The 20,748-nt window shown below is 69.0% G+C and carries 18 protein-coding genes and 2 pseudogenes; 13 read left to right on the top strand and 7 right to left on the bottom strand.

All coding sequences use genetic code 11. The features are described from left to right. Positions 1 to 89 precede the first annotated feature (89 nt). Positions 90 to 1,151 (bottom strand): DUF6183 family protein, encoded by a 1,062-nt coding sequence (locus OG589_RS12640; RefSeq protein ID WP_405148854.1) that lies wholly within the window; start codon positions 1,149 to 1,151, stop codon positions 90 to 92. Positions 1,152 to 1,796: 645 nt separating this feature from the next. Between OG589_RS12640 and OG589_RS12635 the strand changes: the two are divergent. From OG589_RS12635 to OG589_RS12625, 3 genes and pseudogenes are all read left to right on the top strand, one after another. After that, positions 1,797 to 2,927 (top strand): annotated as a pseudogene (locus tag OG589_RS12635) (Cmx/CmrA family chloramphenicol efflux MFS transporter); the annotation flags it as partial. A gap of 196 nt (positions 2,928 to 3,123) precedes the next feature. Continuing rightward, positions 3,124 to 3,681: a TetR/AcrR family transcriptional regulator gene (locus OG589_RS12630; RefSeq protein ID WP_405148853.1), complete on the top strand. Its 558-nt coding sequence runs from the start codon at positions 3,124 to 3,126 to the stop codon at positions 3,679 to 3,681. Between the two features lie 70 nt (positions 3,682 to 3,751). After that, positions 3,752 to 5,044 (top strand): annotated as a pseudogene (locus tag OG589_RS12625) (alpha/beta fold hydrolase); the annotation flags it as partial. A 491-nt stretch (positions 5,045 to 5,535) separates the two neighbouring features. On the opposite strand, the gene OG589_RS12620 reads toward OG589_RS12625, so the two are convergent. Next, positions 5,536 to 6,711, bottom strand: coding sequence for a GDSL-type esterase/lipase family protein (locus OG589_RS12620; RefSeq protein ID WP_405148851.1), 1,176 nt, complete (start codon positions 6,709 to 6,711; stop codon positions 5,536 to 5,538). A gap of 30 nt (positions 6,712 to 6,741) precedes the next feature. Continuing rightward, positions 6,742 to 7,368: a TetR/AcrR family transcriptional regulator gene (locus tag OG589_RS12615; RefSeq protein WP_405148849.1), complete on the bottom strand. Its 627-nt coding sequence runs from the start codon at positions 7,366 to 7,368 to the stop codon at positions 6,742 to 6,744. Between the two features lie 234 nt (positions 7,369 to 7,602). Between OG589_RS12615 and OG589_RS12610 the strand changes: the two genes are divergently transcribed. Further along, entirely contained in the window at positions 7,603 to 8,331 is a 729-nt protein-coding gene (locus OG589_RS12610) for a class I SAM-dependent methyltransferase (protein WP_405148848.1), read from the top strand. A gap of 121 nt (positions 8,332 to 8,452) precedes the next feature. Here OG589_RS12610 and OG589_RS12605 read toward each other — a convergent pair whose 3' ends face one another. Together OG589_RS12605 and OG589_RS12600 are read right to left on the bottom strand one after the other, a co-directional pair. Beyond that, positions 8,453 to 8,956: a DoxX family protein gene (locus OG589_RS12605; protein WP_405148846.1), complete on the bottom strand. Its 504-nt coding sequence runs from the start codon at positions 8,954 to 8,956 to the stop codon at positions 8,453 to 8,455. A 502-nt stretch (positions 8,957 to 9,458) separates the two neighbouring features. Then, a complete protein-coding gene (locus tag OG589_RS12600) occupies positions 9,459 to 10,196 on the bottom strand; it encodes an aspartate/glutamate racemase family protein (protein WP_405148844.1) in 738 nt (245 codons plus the stop codon). A 108-nt stretch (positions 10,197 to 10,304) separates the two neighbouring features. Between OG589_RS12600 and OG589_RS12595 the strand changes: the two genes are divergently transcribed. Then, complete coding sequence (locus tag OG589_RS12595; protein ID WP_405148842.1) at positions 10,305 to 11,198, top strand: LysR family transcriptional regulator; 894 nt, start codon at positions 10,305 to 10,307, stop codon at positions 11,196 to 11,198. Positions 11,199 to 11,352: 154 nt separating this feature from the next. On the opposite strand, the gene OG589_RS12590 is transcribed toward OG589_RS12595, so the two are convergent. Further along, positions 11,353 to 11,682, bottom strand: coding sequence for an ArsR/SmtB family transcription factor (locus OG589_RS12590; RefSeq protein WP_405148840.1), 330 nt, complete (start codon positions 11,680 to 11,682; stop codon positions 11,353 to 11,355). Between the two features lie 123 nt (positions 11,683 to 11,805). Here OG589_RS12590 and OG589_RS12585 point away from each other — a divergent pair, with 123 nt between their 5' ends. The 8 genes from OG589_RS12585 (at position 11,806) to OG589_RS12550 (ending at position 19,291) form a co-directional block, all read left to right on the top strand. Further along, positions 11,806 to 11,991, top strand: coding sequence for a DUF4158 domain-containing protein (locus OG589_RS12585; protein ID WP_405148839.1), 186 nt, complete (start codon positions 11,806 to 11,808; stop codon positions 11,989 to 11,991). A gap of 16 nt (positions 11,992 to 12,007) precedes the next feature. Then, positions 12,008 to 12,214: a hypothetical protein gene (locus tag OG589_RS12580; RefSeq protein ID WP_405148837.1), complete on the top strand. Its 207-nt coding sequence runs from the start codon at positions 12,008 to 12,010 to the stop codon at positions 12,212 to 12,214. 235 nt (positions 12,215 to 12,449) lie between these two features. Then, entirely contained in the window at positions 12,450 to 12,875 is a 426-nt protein-coding gene (locus tag OG589_RS12575) for a VOC family protein (protein ID WP_405152029.1), read from the top strand. A gap of 77 nt (positions 12,876 to 12,952) precedes the next feature. After that, positions 12,953 to 13,156, top strand: coding sequence for a hypothetical protein (locus tag OG589_RS12570; RefSeq protein WP_405148836.1), 204 nt, complete (start codon positions 12,953 to 12,955; stop codon positions 13,154 to 13,156). Positions 13,157 to 13,333: 177 nt separating this feature from the next. After that, on the top strand, positions 13,334 to 13,741 hold the full coding sequence (locus OG589_RS12565; RefSeq protein WP_405148835.1) for a YciI family protein: 408 nt from the start codon (positions 13,334 to 13,336) through the stop codon (positions 13,739 to 13,741). Beyond that, positions 13,738 to 14,883, top strand: a complete 1,146-nt coding sequence (locus OG589_RS12560) for an RNA polymerase sigma factor (RefSeq protein ID WP_405148833.1) — start codon at positions 13,738 to 13,740, stop codon at positions 14,881 to 14,883. The genes OG589_RS12565 and OG589_RS12560 overlap by 4 nt, the downstream gene beginning before the upstream one ends. 189 nt (positions 14,884 to 15,072) lie before the next feature. After that, on the top strand, positions 15,073 to 15,942 hold the full coding sequence (locus OG589_RS12555; RefSeq protein WP_405148831.1) for an alpha/beta fold hydrolase: 870 nt from the start codon (positions 15,073 to 15,075) through the stop codon (positions 15,940 to 15,942). Between the two features lie 535 nt (positions 15,943 to 16,477). Continuing rightward, positions 16,478 to 19,291 (top strand): carbohydrate-binding protein, encoded by a 2,814-nt coding sequence (locus OG589_RS12550; protein ID WP_405148829.1) that lies wholly within the window; start codon positions 16,478 to 16,480, stop codon positions 19,289 to 19,291. Between the two features lie 96 nt (positions 19,292 to 19,387). On the opposite strand, the gene OG589_RS12545 is transcribed toward OG589_RS12550, so the two are convergent. Beyond that, positions 19,388 to 20,575 (bottom strand): endo-1,4-beta-xylanase, encoded by a 1,188-nt coding sequence (locus OG589_RS12545; protein WP_405148827.1) that lies wholly within the window; start codon positions 20,573 to 20,575, stop codon positions 19,388 to 19,390. Between the last annotated feature and the right edge of the window lie 173 nt (positions 20,576 to 20,748).

Raw genomic sequence — 20,748 nt, 5'->3', positions numbered from 1 at the left:
ACCAGGCACAGCAGCATGCGCTTGCGCTGAGGACCGTAAGGAGCGGCGCCCCGACGACCATGCCGAGCGCGTAGATGCTCATTGATCTTCTAGTCGGTGTCGTGGGAGATCAGCAGGGTCAGCACGTTTCCGCGTGGGCTGAGCGCGCCGATCGCGAGCTCTTGATGCACCCAGTACGGCTGCCGCCTGGTGGTCCTGAACGCCATCCATCGCCATCGGGCGGCGAGCTCGTTGACCCGGTGGACGGACGCCTCGGCGGGGGCGCGCACGAGGCCCGCGACCGACTGCCACGCCCGCAGTCTGCCGTACCCGCCGCGGAGCCCTTGGGAGTGGCTGGCGTCGCAGTAGGCCATGGTGAACAGCTCGTCCACCACCGCGTTCAGGCTGACCCGCTCGCCGTTCAGGGCGACACGGGCGCGAAAGGTGTGCGGTAGGAACGTGTTCACCCCCAGGGGCACCAGTCCCTGGGGCTCGAAACACCGGGGAAGCTCGATGACCATCGCCTCCCCCGGCGAGCTCCAGTGTCGCACCGCGGCGGTGATGAGCCGCCCGTCCTCCCGGGTGCTCACGATCTCGGGCCCGCGGCCCGCAGACCCTCCGCGCGCGAGCCAGGCGTCCCACAACGGGGTGGGGCCATCCCCGTCTCCCCCGGTCGGCGGACCTTCCGGACCGGCCGGGCGCTGAAGGAGCCGCGCGATCTCCGGATGCTCCGGGGCGGGGAGCCGGCGGTAAGGCGTCCAGCCGGGATCGAGGAAGGCCGCGTCGATCCAGCGCTCTGCCCGGGTGCGCTTCAGGGGCAGCCCGGCCAGAGGATGCCCCAGTTCCAGCAGGACGGCCGCGCACCGCACCGCTGAGGGCACCCGGGCCAGGTTGACGCGGCGTACCACGAGTTCCTGCGTCAGGCAGGCGATCAGCTCCGCCCACGCGTCCGGCTCGTCGGGCACGCGCTCCAGCAGGGGCAGCAGATGGTGAACCGGCCGCCGCTCCGCCAGCAGCGCGGCCAGGTCACGGATCCGGCCGCGCTGCCGGTCGCCGCCGTACTGGTCGCCGCCGTACTGGTCGCGCACCAGCTCGGCCAGCGCTCCAGGGTCGCCTGGGACGTGCGACAGGGCTGGCGTGTGCAGCCCACTCATGATCTCGTGCGAGATCATGCATACCCCTTTGGCGATCCCGCCGTCACGATCGTTCCTCTCATCCCCGCATGGGCTGGACTCTCACCCCCATGAATAGACCGGTGGCCCTGCGCACCGGTTGCGGATGACTGGTGGACCCCACCTGAAGAATTCCTCCGCCTTCCATCTCGGTTTCGCGCATGCCCAGCGCCCCCGGGGAAACGCACAAGACACCGAGGCCACATCCACTCCGATGTGGGTGGTTCGGCCTCTTACGCTCTCGTCGGAATTCGGCACGTAGCACGAGGCCTCAAGCACGTAATGCGGTGGACGAGTCCCAAGGCCTTTCACTATCGTGTGGCCATGTCCAGTCCTGAGGCGTCAAGACGCTAGCCACCGGTCCTGAGGTGGCTTCTTGTGGTGTCACGCGGCAGCGCCATCGCTGAGGCCGCGCGTCTTTCGCCACCCTCGCCGCCGGATCACCGTCGTACGGACTGATTCTTCCCGGTAGTTCCGTCACCTTCGTCGTGTCGCTGGTGGCGGCCAAACCGGGTCTCCTTCACGCGGTAGCGCCCCCGTGTGCCCCGGATGAACGCACGCTTCGTGCGGCCGGTTCGGGAGTGCCGCGGTGGTGTGCCGTGTCCTTCGTGATCCCTTTCGACGCGGCTGCGGAGTGCTCTGCTCATGCCCTTTGCCATCTACATCCTCGGACTGGCGTTATTCGCCCAGGGAACGTCCGAGTTCATGTTGTCCGGGCTGGTTCCGGACATCGCCAGTGAACTGAATGTGTCCGTCTCGGCCGCCGGCGCGCTGACGTCAGCCTTCGCCGCGGGAATGATCGTCGGAGCCCCACTGATGGCGGTGCTCAGTCTGCGCTGGCCGCGTCGGCGGGCGCTGCTCGTCTTCCTGGTCGCGTTCATGCTCGTGCATGTCGTCGGCGCGGTCACCACCACCTTCTCCGTGCTCCTGCTGACCCGGGTCCTCGGGGCGTTGGCCAACGCCGGTTTCCTGGCCGTGGGCCTCGCGGCGGCGACCAGCATGGTCGCGCCGAACGCCAAGGGGCGGGCGACCTCCATCCTGCTCGGGGGCGTCACGCTCGCGTGCGTCGCCGGTGTGCCCGCCGGTGCCGTGCTCGGCCAGGCGTTCGGCTGGCGGGCGGCGTTCTGGGCCGTTGCCCTGATCTCCCTGCCGGCCGTCTTCGCCGTGCTGTGCTCGGTGCCCGACGCGGTTCAGGCGACCGGCGACCCGGACCAGGCCCGTCCCAGTGCCCGGCGCGAACTGCGTGCACTGCGCGGCCCGCGGCTGCTGGTCGTACTGCTGCTGGCCGCGCTGGTGAACGCCGCAACCTTCTGCACCTTCACCTATCTGACCCCGCTGGTCATCAACGTCAGCGGATTCTCCGAGCGCTGGGTGCCGGTGATGCTGGCGCTGTTCGGTCTCGGATCGTTCGCCGGCGTGACCATCGGCGGTCGCCTGTCGGACACGCGGCCGATGCGGGTCCTGATTCCGGGCGGGATCGCCTTGTTCGCCGGATGGGGTCTCTTCACGGCCACAGCAGGCAGTTCGATTGCCACGATCCTGCTCGTCTTCGTCCAGGGGACCCTCTCGTTCGCCGTCGGTTCGACCCTGATCGCCCAGGTGCTGTATGCGGCGACGCAGGCGCCCTCGCTCGGCGGCTCTTTCGCGACCGCGGCCCTCAACGTGGGTGCGGCCACCGGCTCCGCCATCGGTGGCCTCACCATCGCCGCCGGACTCGGCTACCGCTCGCCGCTGTGGGTTAGCGCCCTGCTGGTGGCGGCGGCGCTCGTCACAGCGGGCCTCGCCCAGGTGATACCCGGGCTCAACGGGTGCCGACGGCCTCCACGATCATCTCGCGGCGGTCGGCGGCTGCGTCCAGCCGCCTCTGGTGACCTTGTGCGCGTCCGGAGACGCGGGCGCAGCCGATCCGGATGTCCAGTCCGGCACCAAGGGACAGATTGAAAGAATAGGTAGATCGGTCTATTTTTGTGTCATGGGACAGAAGGGCGCCGAGACGCGGGACCGGCTACTGGATGCGACGCAGGAGCTGGTCGAGACCGGGGGATACTTCGGTGCCGGGCTCAACCAGGTGATCGCGGTCAGTGGCGCGCCCCGCGGCTCGCTCTACTTCCATTTCCCCGGCGGCAAGGACCAACTGGTCGGCGAGTCCGTACGGCGGGCAGGCCGGGCGATCGGCGATGCCTTGGAGGGCCTGGCCGACTCCAGTCCGTCCGTGGCGGAGTTCGTCGAAGGAGTACTGCGGCACCTGGGCGACCGGCTGGAGGGGTCGGGCTGGCGCAAGGGGTGCCCGGTGGCCACCGTGGCGCTCGAGATGGCCGCCACCAGCGACCCGCTGCAGGAGGCCTGCTCGGAGGTCTACACCTCGTGGGAGAGGGCCCTCCGTGCGCGTCTGGACGGCCATCCAGACGCCGACGACCTCTCGGTCACGATCCTGGCCCTGGTCGAGGGAGCGCTCCTGCTGGCCAGGGCGCACCGCAGCAGGGAGCCGCTGAGTCGTGTCGCCCGCCAGATCACCGCCTTGCTGCGCTGACACGGCCCGCCGCAACCGGCGGGCCTCTTTTCGGGCCTAAAAATATGTAGACCGATCTATTTGGAGCCTCATGGACGCGATCGTCTTCGGCGCAACCGGTTTCATCGGCCGTTCCCTCGTCGCCGAGCTGCTTGGCAGGGGGCAGCGGGTGGCGGCAGCCGTACGAAACGACACCCTCACCCCCTGGCTGACCTCCCAAGGCGTCGACACCGGCGGGCTGCTCATCATCGCCGCCGACATCACGCGACCGCTCACGGGCCTGCCCGAAGCGCGCGACGTCTACAACGCCGCCGCGCGCTTCGCGTTCGGCCTCGGAGTGGAGGAGGCGCGAGCGACCAACGTGATCGGGGCGCTCAACGTGCTCGAATGGGCCGCCGCGCTGCCCGGACTGCGGCGGCTCGTGCACATCAGCGGGTACCGGGTGAGCGCGTTCAGCGGTCGCCCCGACTACGCCAGGCTTGGAGCGTACGAGGCGTCGAAGCTCGAGGCCGATCTCGCGGTGCGGGCCCGGGCCCGCGAGCTGGAAATCCCGCTGACCATCGCCAATCCCAGCACCGTGATCGGGCCGGGCCAGTACATCGGCCTGGCCACCCTCGTCGAGGACCTGTGGAACGGGCGGCTCCCCGCGATCCCCGGCGGCCCCGACATCTTCCTGCCGATCGTCACGATCGACTACTTCGCGCGTTTTCTGGCGGAGATCCCCGAATCACCTGCGGGTGAGCACTACTGGGTGCTCGACGACACAACTCCCCTCCTGCCCGAACTGATCAGCACGATCGCCGAACACACGGGCGTGCGGGCGCCTCGCCGTACCATCCCCGTCGGCCTCGTACGGCGCCTGCCGCGCAAGATGACCGGCGCCGACCCCGAGACGCTGTCGTTCTTGTCGGCCGACCGCTACCCGACGGCCTCCGCCCGCGCCTTCGCCGCGACCGCCGGCTTGGAGATGCCCCCGGCCGCCGACGCCCTGCGCGCCTGGGCCGACGACCTGGTGGCCACCCGCTTCGGCGCCGGGTCGCCCTGGCTGAGCCCGTACGGCTTCCGCACAGTGGCGGGCAGCCGTACGTGGGTGAGTGGAGAGCGTCACCGCCCCGCCCACGTCCTGCTGCACGGGCTGCCGATGAACGCCGACCTCTGGGCGCCTCTGGCCGCCCGCCTCTCCGGCCCGATCCTGGCCCCCGACCTGCCCGGCTTGGGACGCTCGGCCGCCGCCGTCCAGCCGGTGGACGCGTGGCTGGCCGACCTGCTGAGCCCGGTGCGGACCCGCCCTGCGCTGGTCGCGCACTCGCTGGCCTGCGGGCCCGCGCTCCGCTTCGCCGTCGAACATCCGGAACGCATCAGCAAGCTCGTACTCGTCTCCCCGGCGTTCCTGCAGGCCCCCAGCCCACGGCTCCTCCGCTCGGGCCTGGCCGTGCCGATGATGCGCCGCATGTCCGCCGCTCACCTGGCCGGGGCGCTCGGCCTCCCGCAGGGGCCGGAGGTGGCGAGCGCCGCAGCGGACCTGCGCCGTCCCGGGGTGGCGCACCGGGTGATCACGGCTCTGCGCACGGCTTTCGCCGAGCGCGAGCGGTCGCGGGCGCTGCTGGACCGGGTGAGCGTTCCGGTCGAGATCGTCGTGGGCTCGGCTGACCCGCTGGTCGTGGGCGTCGACCACCCAGTGGCCGAGATCGCCGGGGCCGGGCACTACCCGCAGCTCACCCACCCGGCCCAGGTCGCCCGCACCTCGGCGTGGCATCCCACCCGATCGGCGGATGACTCCAGGAGCCACTGTCAGTCGCCGAGGAGCGCGGCGATGGCGTCGTTGCTGGAGGCGCTGATGGGTGATCGGATGGGCCCGCGCGAGCGCGATTCTGGTCAGCCGGTCTTGGTGGCGAATGGGCCGCCGGCGCCGAACGCGAGCCGCGCGAAGTTCTCGCCGATGCGGCGGTGTCCTGCGGGGTCGGGGTGGACCTCGTCGGGCAGCGGCAGTTCGGCGTAGTCCGTCTCGCCGTAAAGGTCACGGCCGTCAAGGTAATGCAGGTTCGGGTCGTCAGCCGCCCGCTGTTCGACGATCCGGGCGAGTTCGTCGCGGATGACGTTGAGCGTCAGGCGCCCGGCGGCGCGTTCGGCTGGGTCGCCCGTGGCCTTGAACCGCAAGGTCCCGCCGTCGAATTCGGGTGCGAGGGGGCCGGGGGTGTCCTCCTGGACCGGGCACAGGATGGAGGACGCGACCAGCAGCGGCGTGGTCGGATGCCCCTCGCGGATGGTGTCGAGGAAGCCATGGACCGCGGGGGTGAAGGCGCGCAGGCGCATCACGTCGGTGTTGACGACATTGATGCCGATCTTGACGCTGATCAGGTCCGCGGGGGTGTCCCGCATCGCGCGGGCGGTGAACGGGTCGAGCAGCGCGCTGCCGCCGAAGCCCAGATTGACCAGCTCCACTCCGCCCTGGGCGGCGGCCAGGGCCGGCCAGATGGCGGTCGGGTGGGCGGCGTTCGAGCCGTGGCTGATGGAACTTCCGTGGTGCAGCCACACCCTGCGCCCGCTGTCCGGCGCCGGCTCGACCGGGGCGTCGGTGCGCAGGGCGATCAGCTCGGTGATCTCCGTATGAGGAAGCCAGATCTCGACGTCCTTGTCACGCGCGGGCAGATCGGTGAACCGGGCGGTGCCGGGAGGCCCTTCGCGCAGTTCGACGGACTGGGTGGCCATGTCGATCGTGCGGAGTTTGCCGCCGGTCACCGTGGCCTGGGCAGCGAGACGGCCGTCGACCAGCAGGTCGTATACGCCGTCCGCCGGGGTCGGGAGACCTCGGTAGGCCCTCTTGGTGGGCAGTGTGTCCAGTTCGATGGTGGTGGCCCGGGTGCGGAAGGCCAACCGCACGCCGGACGGCTGGGCCTCGGCCACGGTCAGCTGGTCGTCAGGGATCTGCCGGCGAGCCCGCGCGGGCAGCCGGTGCGGCAGCAGGCCGTGCGCCGTGCGTTCCACGTCGAGGACGCCGCGCAGGATGTCCGCGGTGACGGGTGTGGTGATCCAGTCGTGCTCGTTGTTCATTGCCTCAGCCTGTTGATCAAGATTTACTGTTCAGATGCGCCGGTGCGCGGCGCGGCCGGCCGCGTCCGGCGGTGTGGCCCCCGATGGTCGGGGTGTGGTCCAGCTCCGCAGCAGGGCGTCGAGGGAATCCACGATCCAGGGCCAGGATTCCTGCGGGTCGACGGCGGTGTGGCTGAAGCCTCCGCCCATCTCCAGGCTGACGTAGCCGTGGAAGACGCTGCCCAGCATCCGGACCGCGTGCGTCTGGTCCGGCTCCGTCAGGTCGTAGCCGCGTAGGATCGCCCGCGTCATCTGTGCGTGCCTGACGCCGGCGCTGGCGGCCGCCGTCTTGGGGTCGAGCCTGAGCTGGGCGGCGGCGTAGCGGCCGGGGTGCTCCCGGGCGTAGTCGCGGTAGGCATCGGCGAAGGCGGCCAGAGCGTCCTTGCCGGCGCGCCCGGCCAGGGCGGCGGCGACCCGGTCGGCGAGTTCCTCCAGGGCGAACAGGGCGATCCTGGTCTTGAGGTCCTGGGAGTTCTTCAGGTGCGAGTACAGACTCGCGACCTTGACGTCGAACCGCCGGGCGAGCGCCGAGACGGTCACCTGGTCGAAGCCGACCTCGTCGGCCAGTTCCGCCCCCGCCTGGGTCAGGCGTTCCGTGGTCAGCCCTACTCGAACCATAACCTTCCTCCCATCTAGCGACAGCCATTATGCAATTGCCTAAGAGCTTTAGGCAAATCAGCCTGCCGTTCCGCTGCGTCGCCCCGGTCCCGCTGTTCGGCGGCGTCGGCACTGCTCGAATTTCCGTTCTCGCGCAACACGGCACCCCGAACGCCCTCGGTGCGGCGTGGGGGTGCACCAGTGGCGGCCGAAAAATCTGTCGCCGGAGGGCTCGACCCTGGGTATGGTCACCAGGTGCCTGACGCGATCTTCGCCCACCCTCGCCTCGCACCCGTCTATGACGCTTTTGACGGAGATCGCGACGATCTGATGGCCTACCTCGACATCGCCGATGAATTGAGGGCAGGCCGTGTGCTCGATGTCGGTTGTGGGACAGGATGCCTGGCGGTCCTGCTCGCGGACAGCGGCCGCACGGTTGTGGGCGTCGACCCGGCCGGGGCATCGCTTGAGGTCGCGAAGTCGAAGGATCGCACCGGAAGAATCACCTGGGTTCACGGCGATGCCACGACGGTGCCGGCGATCGGTGCCGAGCTTGCGATGATGACAGGGAACGTGGCGCAGGTCTTTCTCACCGATGACGGCTGGAGACGGACTCTCCAGGGCATCCACACCGCACTTCGCCCAGGTGGTTACCTCGTGTTCGAGATCAGGCGTCCTGAACGTCGGGCATGGGAGGAATGGGCTGTCAACGCCGCCCAGATCACTCGCGATGTTCCAGGGATCGGGTCAGTGGAGCGGCGTCTTGAGGTCACCGACGTGAGCCTTCCGTTGGTGTCCTTCCGCTATACCTACAGGTTCCTGGCGGACGGCGCCGTCGTCACCTCGGACTCGACCCTCCGGTTTCGCAGCCGCGACGAGGTGGAAACAAGCCTGGTCGCCAACGGCTATCGAGTGCTGGACGTGCGAGAAGCCCCTGATCGCCCAGGCCGCGAGTTCGTGTTCATCGCGGAGCGCGCGACCTGAAGGCGCCGGGCCGCTTCTCCCCTACTCGGCCATTTCTCAACGACGAGGTTTCACCCGTCGAACGAGACCAATCACCAGCACACAACCCACCCGTCTCGATGACGAGCGGCTGATCGAAGGCTCAAACCCGGTACTTGACACCTTGTCCTCCAGCGATGGGCAGCGGTTCCCGACGCGGGGCAAGTCGATCACGGCCAGGGCACTTCGTTGGATGTGGTGTTCGGGCTGTCGGCAGGGTGGGAGCCCGCAGGAGGTGGCGCCAGTCGGCGGGCCAGTTGGCCAGCGCGAGGATGCCCATGATGACGAGATGGGTCGGCGCTGCCCAGCTTTCCACCGCCGGGTCGTGGTTGACGATGTGGGTGGTGACAGCGCCGGTGAGCACGAACATGAGGGTCGTGGCGCCCAGGAAGCGTGTTCGCCGGTTGGGGATCACGAGCAGGACGGCGGCGACACCTTCCAAGGCGCCGACCACGAAGCGCATCCAGGACGGGTAACCCCAGTCGACGAACTTCGCGGAGTACGCCGTGCTGAATATCGTGTCTCCCGGCCAGTACTTGGTCACGGCGCCCAGCGCGAACTCAAGGGCCAGGAACCAGTACAGACCGGTCTTTAGGCGTTTCGACATATTTGTCCCTTCCGGGGGGTTGGGCAGGGCCAGGCCTCCGCGCGGCGATTGCACTGCCGACGGAGTCATTTCTTTCGGGTTTCAGCCCCGCAGGGCCAAGTCACCGCCGACGCCGACCCCGCCGCCCGCCGACGGCCCCGCTGACCGCTCCAGCGCGGCGACCTGCATCGGAACGGTGAACGGCGATAACTCCGCCCGCCCCGGCCCACTAACGCCGTTTCCGTTCGGTTGCAGCTCAAGCCCCGTGTCACGCATGACCATGGGAGGCTCGGCCGGGTTGATCAGCAGCTGACCATGTTCAGGTTCGGGGCGTCGAGGTGCCGGTCGAGATTGACCGCGGGAAGCGCAGTGGCACCTGGCCCGATACATGGACGAGGGCACCGGACCGTACAGCCGGCCACCGGCGGCACGACACCTGGCACCGCCAGCCCTAGCGCCGCGAGGCGCTGCTCCGGGTTCGCCATTGCGTGCTCTCTTCTCTCTCGCTCCGCGCGCCTGCGGTTCACACCGCGCCGGGTGGCAGCGGGCCGCCACGCCAGGTCGGCATGGGCTGCTCGCCGACGGCGACGTCGTAGGCCGCACGCGCCAAAAGGCGGGTGGAATCGAGTGTCGGAAGAGGGGCGATGCCGGGCGTGACCAGCAGCGGAATCTCCGTGCACACCAGGGCGACCGCGTCACATCCTCGCGCCGCCAGGCGTTCGATGACGCGGAGGTACGCCTGACGCGACGCCTCGGTCACCACGCCGTTCACCAGCTCATCGAAAATGATCCTGTTGACGATGTGGCGGTCTTTCTCATCTGGCACCTCGGCGGCGATGCCCCGCGCATTCAGCGCTCGCGGGTATAGCGGACCATCCATGGTGAACTTGGTGCCCAGCACCCCGACCCGCTGGTGACCGTCGCGGGCTGCCCGCTCGGCGACCACGTCGGCGATGTTCAGGCCGGGAAGGGCAAGATCGGCTCCCGGCACTTCGAGAGCCATGTGCGCCGTGTTGTCCGGGCAGACGAAGAAGTCCGCGCCCGCGTCGGCGAGCCGCTGCACGCTTGTGGCCAGGGTGGTCCGGATCGAGGCGTGATCCCCCGCCTCCCACGCCGGCATGCTGTAGCCGAAGGCGATGTAGTCGAGGGTCACGTCAGGGTGCTCGTGGCGGCCCGTCCGCAGGAACCCTTCCTGGCAATAGGTGAGAAAGCACAGCGCGGCCCCTTCAGTGCTGTGGGCAACGATGCCGAGGTGGCTCAAGACGGCTCCCGCGATAGAGAGGACGGATGGCTCCATCCTGCACCGATCAACCGCCAAGCCTTACTCTGAGGTATCAGTAGGTATCGAGCCCATGCCTTGGAGGTATGGATGGATCTCCGGTTGCTCGGTTATGTGATCGCCATCGCCGACGAGGGATCGATCAGCGGCGCGGCCCGTCGCCTCCACGTGACCCAGCCGACCGTAAGCCGGCAACTACGAGAGCTGGAACGGCGGCTGGGCACCGACTTGTTCACTCGGGCGGGTCGCGGACTCATCCCGACAGCGGCCGGTCAGGCGTTGCTGCGCCGGGCCGTGAAAGTCCTGGCCGAGGCCGAAGCCGCCGTAGACGAGGTACGGCTGGCCGCCCAGGGCAAAACCGGATGCCTCACGATCGGCTTCGCCGGATCCGGCATCAACGGCGCGCTGGGCGAAGCCCTCGGGCGCCTCCGGGTACAACTGCCCGACGTCGATCTCCGCTTGGTGGAGCTGTTCGACGACGCCGAGATGTCGGCCGGTGTCCTGGACGGACGTCTCGATGTAGCAGGGCAGCGGCTGCCCGTGCGCGACTCCAGGCTCGCCACCCGAGTCTGGACCCGCGAACCACTCACTCTTTTCCTCCCCACCGCCCACCCGCTCGCGATGACGCGCGAGGCGGTGCCGGTATCGGTGCTCGGCGACATCCCCTTAGTGCTGTGGCCAAGAGAGTCCGCACCCCACTCCCACGACGAGATCATCGCGATGTGCCACCGCGCCGGCATCGTGCCCCGTGTCGACGCCCAAGGACGCAGCGTGCAGACAATCCTGGCGCTGGTGGCCGCCGGCTTCGGCGCGGCCGTCATGGCCGATTCCTACCGGGTGCTGCACCGAGAAGGCGTGACGCCACGCCGGATCACAGGCACGGTCACCACGCTCCACCTGGTCTGGCGGGCCGACGACATCAGCCCACTCCTCGCCCACTTCCTGACCTCACTGGACGGGCACAAGCCTCTCGGCCGAGGGTGAAAGACGAGACCGCAGGTGCCGCCTCAGCCTGGAGGCCGCGAGGCCACACTGGAGGGCCTGGACGCGGCCGCCCGCAAGGGCGAACACGACGGCCGCCCACCCGTCATCGCTCGGGAGGAACCCGGTCACAGCACTCCTGGCGGGAGGCGTGGGCTCAATGGATGCGCTGGGCCATCGCGTGGATCGCAGGGTCGGCGAGGACGATGTCGAGCAGGCCGGGGAAGCGGGCGTCGAGTTCGTCGCGGCGCAGGGTGAGGTAGAGCTTGCGGCCCGCGCGGCGCTGGCGGATGACGCCGTTCTCCCGGAGGGAGCGCCAGTGGTGGGTCATGCTCGACTTCGGGACGTCGGGAAGAATTTCGCCGCAGAATCTCTCCTTCCCGTCCGCCAGCGCCTGAGCGATCTCCAGGCGGAGAGGGTGCCCCAAGGCGGCCAGGACCCCGACGAGCTCAATGTCGTCGATGTTGGGGTGATGCAGCACGGCCATCTGTCCACTGTACGTGATTCTCGTACGGATGGGGGTCGCCGTAGTACACAGGAAGAATCGGGCGGATATGGCTGGGCAGGCGCCTAGGCTGGGGATCTTCGGGCTCTGGCGGGGAGGTACCTCGTGGTCGCTCCGGTGTTCACGGACGAGGAACTGGAGTCCCTGCGGCGGTTCCCGGAGATCGGCCGGGACGAGCTGGCCCGGTTCTTCACCCTCGCTCCGTCTGACGTCGCGTTCATCAATCCTGGCCGGGGCCGCGGTCCGGCCGACCGACTCGGGCTCGCTGTAGCCCTGTGCACTCTGCCGTGACTCGGATTCGTGCCCGATGACGTGGCCTCCGAGATCGCGAAGCTGGGGTTCCTGCGCGGGGTCCGGGCGCCGCATCGACGGCGACGTGCTGGCCCACATCTCCCCAGCACACAGCGAGAACATCAACCTCTTTGGCTCCGTCGACGTCGACATCGAGGGCGAGCTCGCCCAGCTCGGCCCCACCGGGTACCGGCCGCTGCGCGTCCGCGACACCCTCTTCTGAGCGTCCCGCCTGGCAGGGCCGGAGCGCGTCCGATAGCGGAATCGGCTTGCGTGCGTGCGGGCGGGTTCTCGTTCGGCGGTGTGGGCACCCCAGGGAGGTGACGGCCAGAAGCAGGTCCCTAGAACTCAGCACGTTTCCGGGTGTCGAGAATGTGGCGCTGGCTCCGTCCCAGGTACACCAGTGGCCACGACGGGCCGCGCGACGAAGAAGGAGAACCACCATGACGATTCAGCGGATGGACAACGTCGGCATCGTCGTCGACGACCTTGAGGCCGCAATTGCGTTCTTCGTAGAACTCGGCATGGAGCTGGAAGGCAAGGCGCAGATCGAAGGCCTTTGGGCGGACCGCACCGTCGGACTCGACGGCGTCCGGAGCGACATCGCGATGATGCGGACCCCGGACGGCCACAGCAAGCTGGAGCTGACGAAGTACCACACCCCCGCGGCGGTCAGCGCCGAGCCGGAGAACCCGCCGCCCAACACGCTGGGCCTGCATCGTGTCATGTTCGCCGTCGACGACATCGACGACGTCGTCGCCCGCCTGCGCGCCCACGGCGCCGAACTCCTCGGCGAGCTGGCGCAGTACGAGGACAGCTACCGGCTCTGCTACGTCCGCGGCCCCGAGGGGATCATCGTCGCGTTGGCCGAGCAGCTCAGCTAACGGCCCGTCGCGGCCGACCTGCGACCAACCAGAACGATCCGCTGGATGGACCGAGAACGACAACGGGAGGAATAACCGTGCAACCGAACGAGATCACCGAGGTTCTGAACCGACCGATCAGTCAGGAACTGTTGGCTCGCGACGTGACCCGCTTTGGCCTACGTCGCCAACGACGGCACATCCCGCAATGTCCCGATCATCTTTACATCGACTTTGAGACGACTCTGCCGAGCGCGGTCGAGGAGCTGGTCCGGCAGCGGGAGGAGCTTCGGCGCGGCTGAGCGGCGGGCGGTCGCTCGCATTGGGTGGATCGCCCACGCCTCAACCCCACCGCGGTACGCGGAGTCTGTGAAGTCCGCCAGGAAATGTCGCGGTGGGATGTCGAGAACCCGCGCGCGGCTCCGTCCCCGACAGTGAACACGGCCACAATGGGCTGTACCGCACCAAGGAGAAATACGATGGCCAAGTACCTGCTGCTCAAGCACTACCGGGGCGCGCCGGCACCGGTCAACGACGTGCCGATGGACCAGTGGACGCCGGAGGAGCTTTCTGCCCACGTGCAGTACATGGTGGACTTCGCCGCTCGGCTCGAGGGCACGGGCGAGTTCGTCGACAGTCAGGCGCTCTCCCCGGAGGGGACGTTCGTCCGCTACGACGGCGAGGGGCGGCCGCCGGTCACCGACGGCCCGTTCGCGGAGACCAAGGACCTGATCGCCGGCTGGATGGTGATCGACGTCGAGACCTACGAGCGGGCGCTCGAGCTGGCCGGTGAGCTGTCCGCGGCTCCGGGCGCGGGTGGCAAGCCGATCCACGAGTGGCTCGAGGTGCGCCCGTTCATGGCCGAGCAGCCAACGGTGATCGAGTGAAGGAGCCGCTGCTGCGGGAGCTGGTGCCCGTGGTGATCGGTGTTCTCGTCCGTCGCGGAGCCGACTTCGCGGCGGCCGAGGATGCCGTGCAGGACGCCCTGGTCGAGGCCGTACGCGTGTGGCCGGAGGACCCGCTGCGAGATCCCAAGGGCTGGCTGATCACCGTGGCCTGGCGTAAGTTCCTCGACGCCGCCCGCGCCGAAGCCTCGCGACGGCACCGCGAGATACGCGTCGAGAGTGAGCCCGTGCCCGGCCCGGGCGAGGCGGCCGATGACACGCTCCAGCTGTACTTCTTGTGCGCGCACCCGTCCCTGACACCGGCTTCGGCCGTCGCGCTCACGCTGCGCGCGGTCGGCGGTCTGACCACACGTCAGATCGCGCAGGCCTACCTCGTGCCGGAGGCGACCATGGCCCAGCGGATCAGCAGGGCCAAGCGAACCGTCTCGGGCGTGCGGTTCAACCGGCCAGGTGACGTCACCACGGTGCTGCGCGTGCTCTATCTGGTCTTCAACGAGGGCTACTCCGGCGACGTCGACCTCGCAGGCGAGGCGATCCGGCTTACTCGCCAGCTTGCCGCAATGACCAAGCATGAGGAGGTCGCGGGCCTGCTCGCGCTCATGCTGCTCCACCACGCGCGGCGTCCGGCGCGGACCGCTCCCGACGGCAGGCTCGTGCCTCTGGCCGAGCAGGACCGCGGGCTGTGGAACACCCGCCTGATCGTCGAGGGCGTCGACGTGCTCCAGGCGGCCCTCGCCCGCGACCGGCTGGGCGAGTTCCAGGCCCAAGCCGCCATCGCCGCGCTCCACGCCGACGCCAGGACGGCCGCCGAGACCGACTGGGTGCAGATCGTCGAGTGGTACGACGAACTGGTGCGCCTCACCGACAACCCGGTGGCCCGCCTCAACCGGGCCGTCGCCGTCGGCGAGGCCGACGGCCCGCGGGCCGGCCTGGCCGCACTGGCGGAGCTCGACCCCGCCCTGCCCCGCCACACCGCCGCCGCGGCGTACCTGCACGAGCGTGACGGCGACCCAGTCACCGCGGCACGGCTCTACGCCCAAGCCGCCCGATCAGCGCCCAACCTCCCCGAACGCGACCACCTCACGCGACAGGCCGCACGACTCAACGCGCAACTGCGCAGTTGAGCGGCGGGCGCCAGGCATTCACCGCCCCGACCGGATGTCCGCCCGATTTTCCCGCGTACTACGGCGACCCCGGATGCTTGGGCAGCCGCTTGACATGCATCGTTCGACTGTACGAGTATCTCGTACAGTGATTGTACGAACTTCTCGTATAGTCGAACTGTTTCCGCGTGACGGCAAGGATGGCCTCATATGAACATGCTCACGGTCGACCCGCTCGGCGACGCCGCGCTGGCGCACTCGCTCGACGGCGACTTCACCAGCCACTACGCCGACGTCAACGACGTCCGCCTGCACTACGTCGAAGGCGGCTCCGGACGGCCGCTGCTGCTTCTCGGCGGGTGGCCGCAGACCTGGTGGCAGTGGCACAAGGTCATGCCCGCGCTGGCCCGCCGCCATCGGGTGATCGCCGTCGATCTGCGCGGCATGGGCGGCTCGGCCAAGCCCACGGGCGGCTACGACAAGAGGACCATGGCCCGCGACATCCGCGAGCTGGTGCGGCACCTTGGCCTGGAAAGCGTCGGCATCGCCGGCCACGACATCGGCGGCATGGTCGCCCAGGCCCATGCCGCCGCCTACCCGGAGGCGACGACCAGGATCGCGCTGCTGGACGTTCCCCACCCCGACGAGAGCTGGTCGGACATGAGGCTGCTACCCGAACCCGACCAGCACATCAACACGATAATCGAGAACGGCGCCCGCTCGTACCTGTGGTGGTTCGCGTTCAACCAGGTCCGCGGGCTGCCGGAGAAGCTGCTGGACGGCCGCAGCCGACTGGTTGTCGACTGGCTCTTCGAACGCCAGGCCAAGGATCCCGCCGCCATCGACGAACAATCCCGCCAGCGCGTACTCCACCGCGGACGCCATCCGCGCGGGCAACGGCTGGTACCAGACGTTCAACCTCGACATCGCCGACCAGCGCTCGCACGGCGAGCTCGTCCTGCCGATCCTCGCCCTCGGCGGGGACATGAGCAACTATGCAACCCTGCGCGACAGCCTGTCCACCAAGGGCACCCACGTGCGCGTGGTCGAAGTCGCCGACTGCGGTCACTACATCCCTGAGGAACGGCCCCAGGTCGTCATTGACGAGTTGACCGACTTCTTCGCCTGACCCCGAACCCCATGGCGCCGGTGCGGATGGGCACCGAGTTTCTATTAACGACGGTGGACTTTCGTCGCTGAATGAGAGAAGCGTCGAGGAGTCGACCGTAATATCTAGACAGTTTGTACGTAACATTCTAGGCTCGCACCAGAATGACCCGCAAAGTTAGCGAAAGTCAGCGAACCACCTCATCCATGGGGCTTGGCACCGTACGGCGGCGGCCGGGGCAGGCGCGCGCCGTACGGATCACCGGGGTTCCGCGACCCCGGCTCACTCCGTATCCGCACGACCGCACCTGATCATGCCGCTTGCCCCGGCCCCACAGCGCTCGAAGGCGAGGTGACTCACAACCCCTGACAGAGACCTGTTGACTGTTCCACCTGCAGCAGTTTGTCCGAACGACGTCGCTGACGGATTCCCACACCTCGCCGCGTCGTTGGCGTGATCGGCGCACGCCTGTCTGGACTCGTACGACAGGAAGCGAGACCACCGATCATGTTACGAAAACTAGCCTCATGCGTCGCCGTACTCACGGCCGCCCTCAGCCTGGCCCCTCCAGCACCCGCCGCGGCGCTCGCGGCGCCCGGCTACACCCAGGTGACGCTGGCCAAGGGCGTGGCGGAGACCGGCGAGCCGATGGGCCTGACCGTCCTGCCCAACCGGGGCGTGCTGCACACGTCGCGTGACGGCACGATCCGCTACACCGACGTGCTCGGCAACACCAAGGTGGCGCTCACCATCCCGGTGTACACGCACGACGAAGAGGGCCTGCAGAGCATCAAGGCCGACCCGAACTTCGCGTCGAACCGGTGGGTGTACGTCTACTACGCGCCGCCGCTGTCCACCCCGGGCGGTGACGCGCCGGCCTCGGGGACCCCGGCCCAGTTCGCGCCGTTCAACGGGGTGAACCGGCTGGCCCGGTACACGGTCAACGCGGACTACACCATCAACGCGGCCTCCGCGGTCACCGTCCTCGACGTCGCCACCAGCCGCGGCATGTGCTGCCACGTCGGCGGCGACATCGACTTCGACGCGGCCGGCAACCTCTACCTCTCCACCGGTGACGACACGAACCCGTTCGAGTCCAGCGGCTACACGCCGATCGACGAGCGGACCGACCGCAACCCCGCCTACGACGCGCAGCGCACCGCCGGCAACAGCAACGACCTGCGGGGCAAGGTGCTGCGGATCAAGCCGAGCGCGGCGGGGGGCTACACCATCCCGGCGGGCAACATGTTCGCGCCCGGCACCGCGAACACCAGGCCCGAGATCTACGCGATGGGATTCCGCAACCCGTTCCGGATGAGCGTGGACAGGGCCACCGGCACGGTCTACCTCGGTGACTACGGGCCCGACGCGGGCACCGCGAGCGGGACACGCGGCCCCGCCGGCACTGTCGCGTTCGAACGCATCACCCAGCCCGGCTTCTACGGCTGGCCGTACTGCTCGAACTACAACGCGCCGTACGTCGACTTCACCTTCCCGAACGGACCCTCGGGCGCCGCGTTCAACTGCGCCGGCGGGCCGGTGAACAACTCGCCCAACAACACCGGCATCACCCAGCTCCCGGCCTCGCGCGCGGCCTGGCTGCCCTACGGCGGCGGCCAGGACCGGCAGGAGCTGTGCTGCGGCAGCCTGTCTCCGATGGGCGGCCCGGTTTACAACTACGACGCCGCGCTCAACTCGGACGTGAAGTTCCCGGCGTCGATGAGCGGCAAGGTGTTCATCGGCGAGTTCGGCCGGCGGTGGATCAAGGCGGTCACCCTGGCCGCCGGGGGCGGGGTGGGCACGATCGAGGCCTTCCCGGCCTACACCGGCACCCAGGTGATGGACATGGAGTTCGGGCCGGACGGCGCGTTGTACGTGCTCGACTACGGCACCGGCTGGTTCGGCGGCGACGCCAACTCGGCCCTGTACAGGATCGAGTACAACACGGGCGGCAACCGGGCCCCGATCGCGGTGGCCAGCGCCAACCCGACGTCCGGGAACGCGCCGCTCACCGTGCAGTTCAGCTCGGCCGGGACCACCGACCCGGACGGCGACCCGATCACCTACGCGTGGGACTTCCAGACCAACGGCAGCACAGACTCGACCGCGGCCAACCCGACGTTCACCTACACGGCCAACGGCACGTACACGGCGACGCTGACGGTGAGCGACAACACCGGCCGCAGCGCCACGGCGAGCGTCACCATCGACATCGGCAAGCCGACGGTCACGCTGAACCTACCGGTCAATGGGCGGGTGTTCAGCTTCGGCGACGCGATCCCGTTCCAGATCACCGTCAACGACCCGAACGCCCCGACCGTCGACTGCAGCCGGGTGAAGATCACCTACATCCTCGGCCACGACAGCCACGGCCACCCGATCACCAGCGCGAACGGCTGCTCGGGCACCATCCAGACCACCGTGGACGGTGAGCACGACTCCGCCGCGAACATCTTCGGCGTCTTCGACGCGGAGTACACCCCCGTCGGCTCGACCACGGCCGTCCACGCGCCGCAGGCCGTCCTGCAGCCGCGGACCCGCCAGGCCGAGCACTACAGCGCCCAGCAGGGCGTGACGGTCGTGGCCAAGCCGTCGGCCAACGGCGGCAACGCGGTCGGGTACATCGAGAACGGGGACTGGATCTCGTTCACGCCGTACAACCTGAGCGGGGTCACCTCGTTCACGGCGCGGGTCGCGTCCGCCGGCGTCGGTGGCACGATCACCCTGCGGGCAGGTTCTGCGACCGGGACGGTGATCGGCACGGCCACGGTCGCGCCGACCGGTGGCTGGGAGACCTGGGCCAACGTCACCGGCACCGTGACGCCGCCGTCCGGGACGACGAACCTGTTCCTGGTCTTCACCGGTGGCGCGGGCTCGCTGTTCGACATCGACTCCTTCACGTTCGCCAGCGGCACGCAGCCGCCGCCCACGGGGACGAACCTCGCGCTGAACAAGCCGGCGACGGCGTCCAGCGTGGAGTCGGCCGCGTACCCGGCCTCGGCCGCGGTGGACGCATCGGCGACGACCCGGTGGTCCAGCGCGTTCTCCGACCCGCAGTGGATCCAGGTCGACCTGGGCGCCACGTACACCATCAACCGGGTGCGCCTGGTGTGGGAGGCGGCCTACGGATCGGCGTACCAGATCCAGACCTCGCCCAACGGGACCACGTGGACGACGGCCCGGTCCGTCACCGGCGGCAACGGCGGTGAGGATGACAACACCGGCCTGAGCGCCTCCACCCGGTACGTGCGCATCTACGGCACCACCCGGGCCACGGCGTACGGGTACTCCCTGTTCACCTTCGAGGTCTACGGAAGCTGAGCACCACGGCGGGCCGGGCGCCTCGCGGCGCCCGGCCCGCCCTCTCACGTACCGCCGCCGCGGGGCCTCCGAGCGATGGACGCCCCGCGGCGCCGCTCATCGCCTGGGCTTCTGCGGGATCCTCGGCAGGACGTACGGCGGGCCGGCGTACGCCAGGTCGGCCTTGACGGCGTTGTAGGCGCGCTTGGGCTGGTAGGACTCGTCGTACAGGGTGGCCATGCCCTCCGGGGGGTCGGAGAACCAGCCGGGCACCCAGGAGTGCCTGTCGGTGAATCCCCAGACGGTGTAGGACAGGCAGTGCCGGTTGGCCAGGCATGCCTGCAAGAGCACGCTGTAGTTCGACGCCGACGCCTGGAGGCGGGGGTTGATCTCGTTGGAGTCGCCCGCACGCACGCCGTCGGTCATCTGGCTGCGCACGTCCACCTCGGTGAACGCCGTGGCGAGCCCGAGGTCGGAGAAGGCGTCCAGCACTTCGCCCACCTGGAAGGCGTCGTAGTTGCCGTACTGGGTGCCAAGGTGCCCCTGGCTGCCTACGCCGTCGATGGGGACGCCGCTCGCGCGCAGTTGCCTGGCCATGGTGTAGACGTACCAGGTCTTGTCGGAGGGGCCGCGGTCGCCGAACGCCTCGATGTTGTAGTCGTTGTAGAACAGCAGGGCGCCGGGGTCGGCGGCGCGGGCCCAGCGGAAGGCGTCGGCGATGTAGCCGGGGCCGAGGTGCTGGGCCCAGAAGCCTTTCAGGTGGATCGACGACGGGCTGTCCCACGGGTCGCTGGCCGCCTCGTTGACGACGTCCCACTGCCAGATCTTGCCCTTGAAGTGCTTGACGACGGTAGTGATGTGGTCGCGCAGGATGTCGCGCAGCTGCGCGTCGCTGATCGTCCCGTCGTTGACGCCCTGGGTGAGCCAGGTGGGCAACTGGTTCTGCCAGACCAGCACATGACCGCGGACCTGCTGCTTGTTCCTGCGGGCGAAGTCGATCAACTCGTCGGCCGGACCCCACTTGTACACGCCCCGGGTGGGTTCGAGCGCCTCCCACTTCATGACGTTCTCGGCGGTGACGGTGGAGAACTGCGACGCGGCGAGCGCCCGGTACTGCGGATCGGCCGCGTCGCGCAGCGCGTCCATGTCGATCGCGGTGCCGATGGCGAGCTCGTGACGGGCGGCGAGCGCGCGCAGGCTCTGCTCGGCGACCGTGGGGTGCCGCTGAGCCGCGAAAACCGGCACGGCGGTCAGCGCGCCGGCCAGCGTGAGCACGGCGGCGCCGATGGCGAAGAAACGTCTCATTGAACTCCCTTGGGATCCGCCCCCGAAATTTTCGGCTCAATTGCGAAACATGATGGTAGTCAAGCGCTCAATCCTAGAAAAGACCCATGTTGCAAACCCGAAATATTTCGGTAACCGGGAAAACCCGCGCCACCACGGGCGGGGCGCGATCTAGCGCGCCTGCCTGCTGATCC

Origin of the sequence: Sphaerisporangium sp. NBC_01403, assembly GCF_045040145.1 — a bacterium.
Lineage (GTDB): Bacteria > Actinomycetota > Actinomycetes > Streptosporangiales > Streptosporangiaceae > Sphaerisporangium > Sphaerisporangium viridialbum.
The sequence above is the reverse complement of the archived record's forward strand: the minus strand, read 5'-3'. Positions and strand labels throughout refer to the sequence as shown.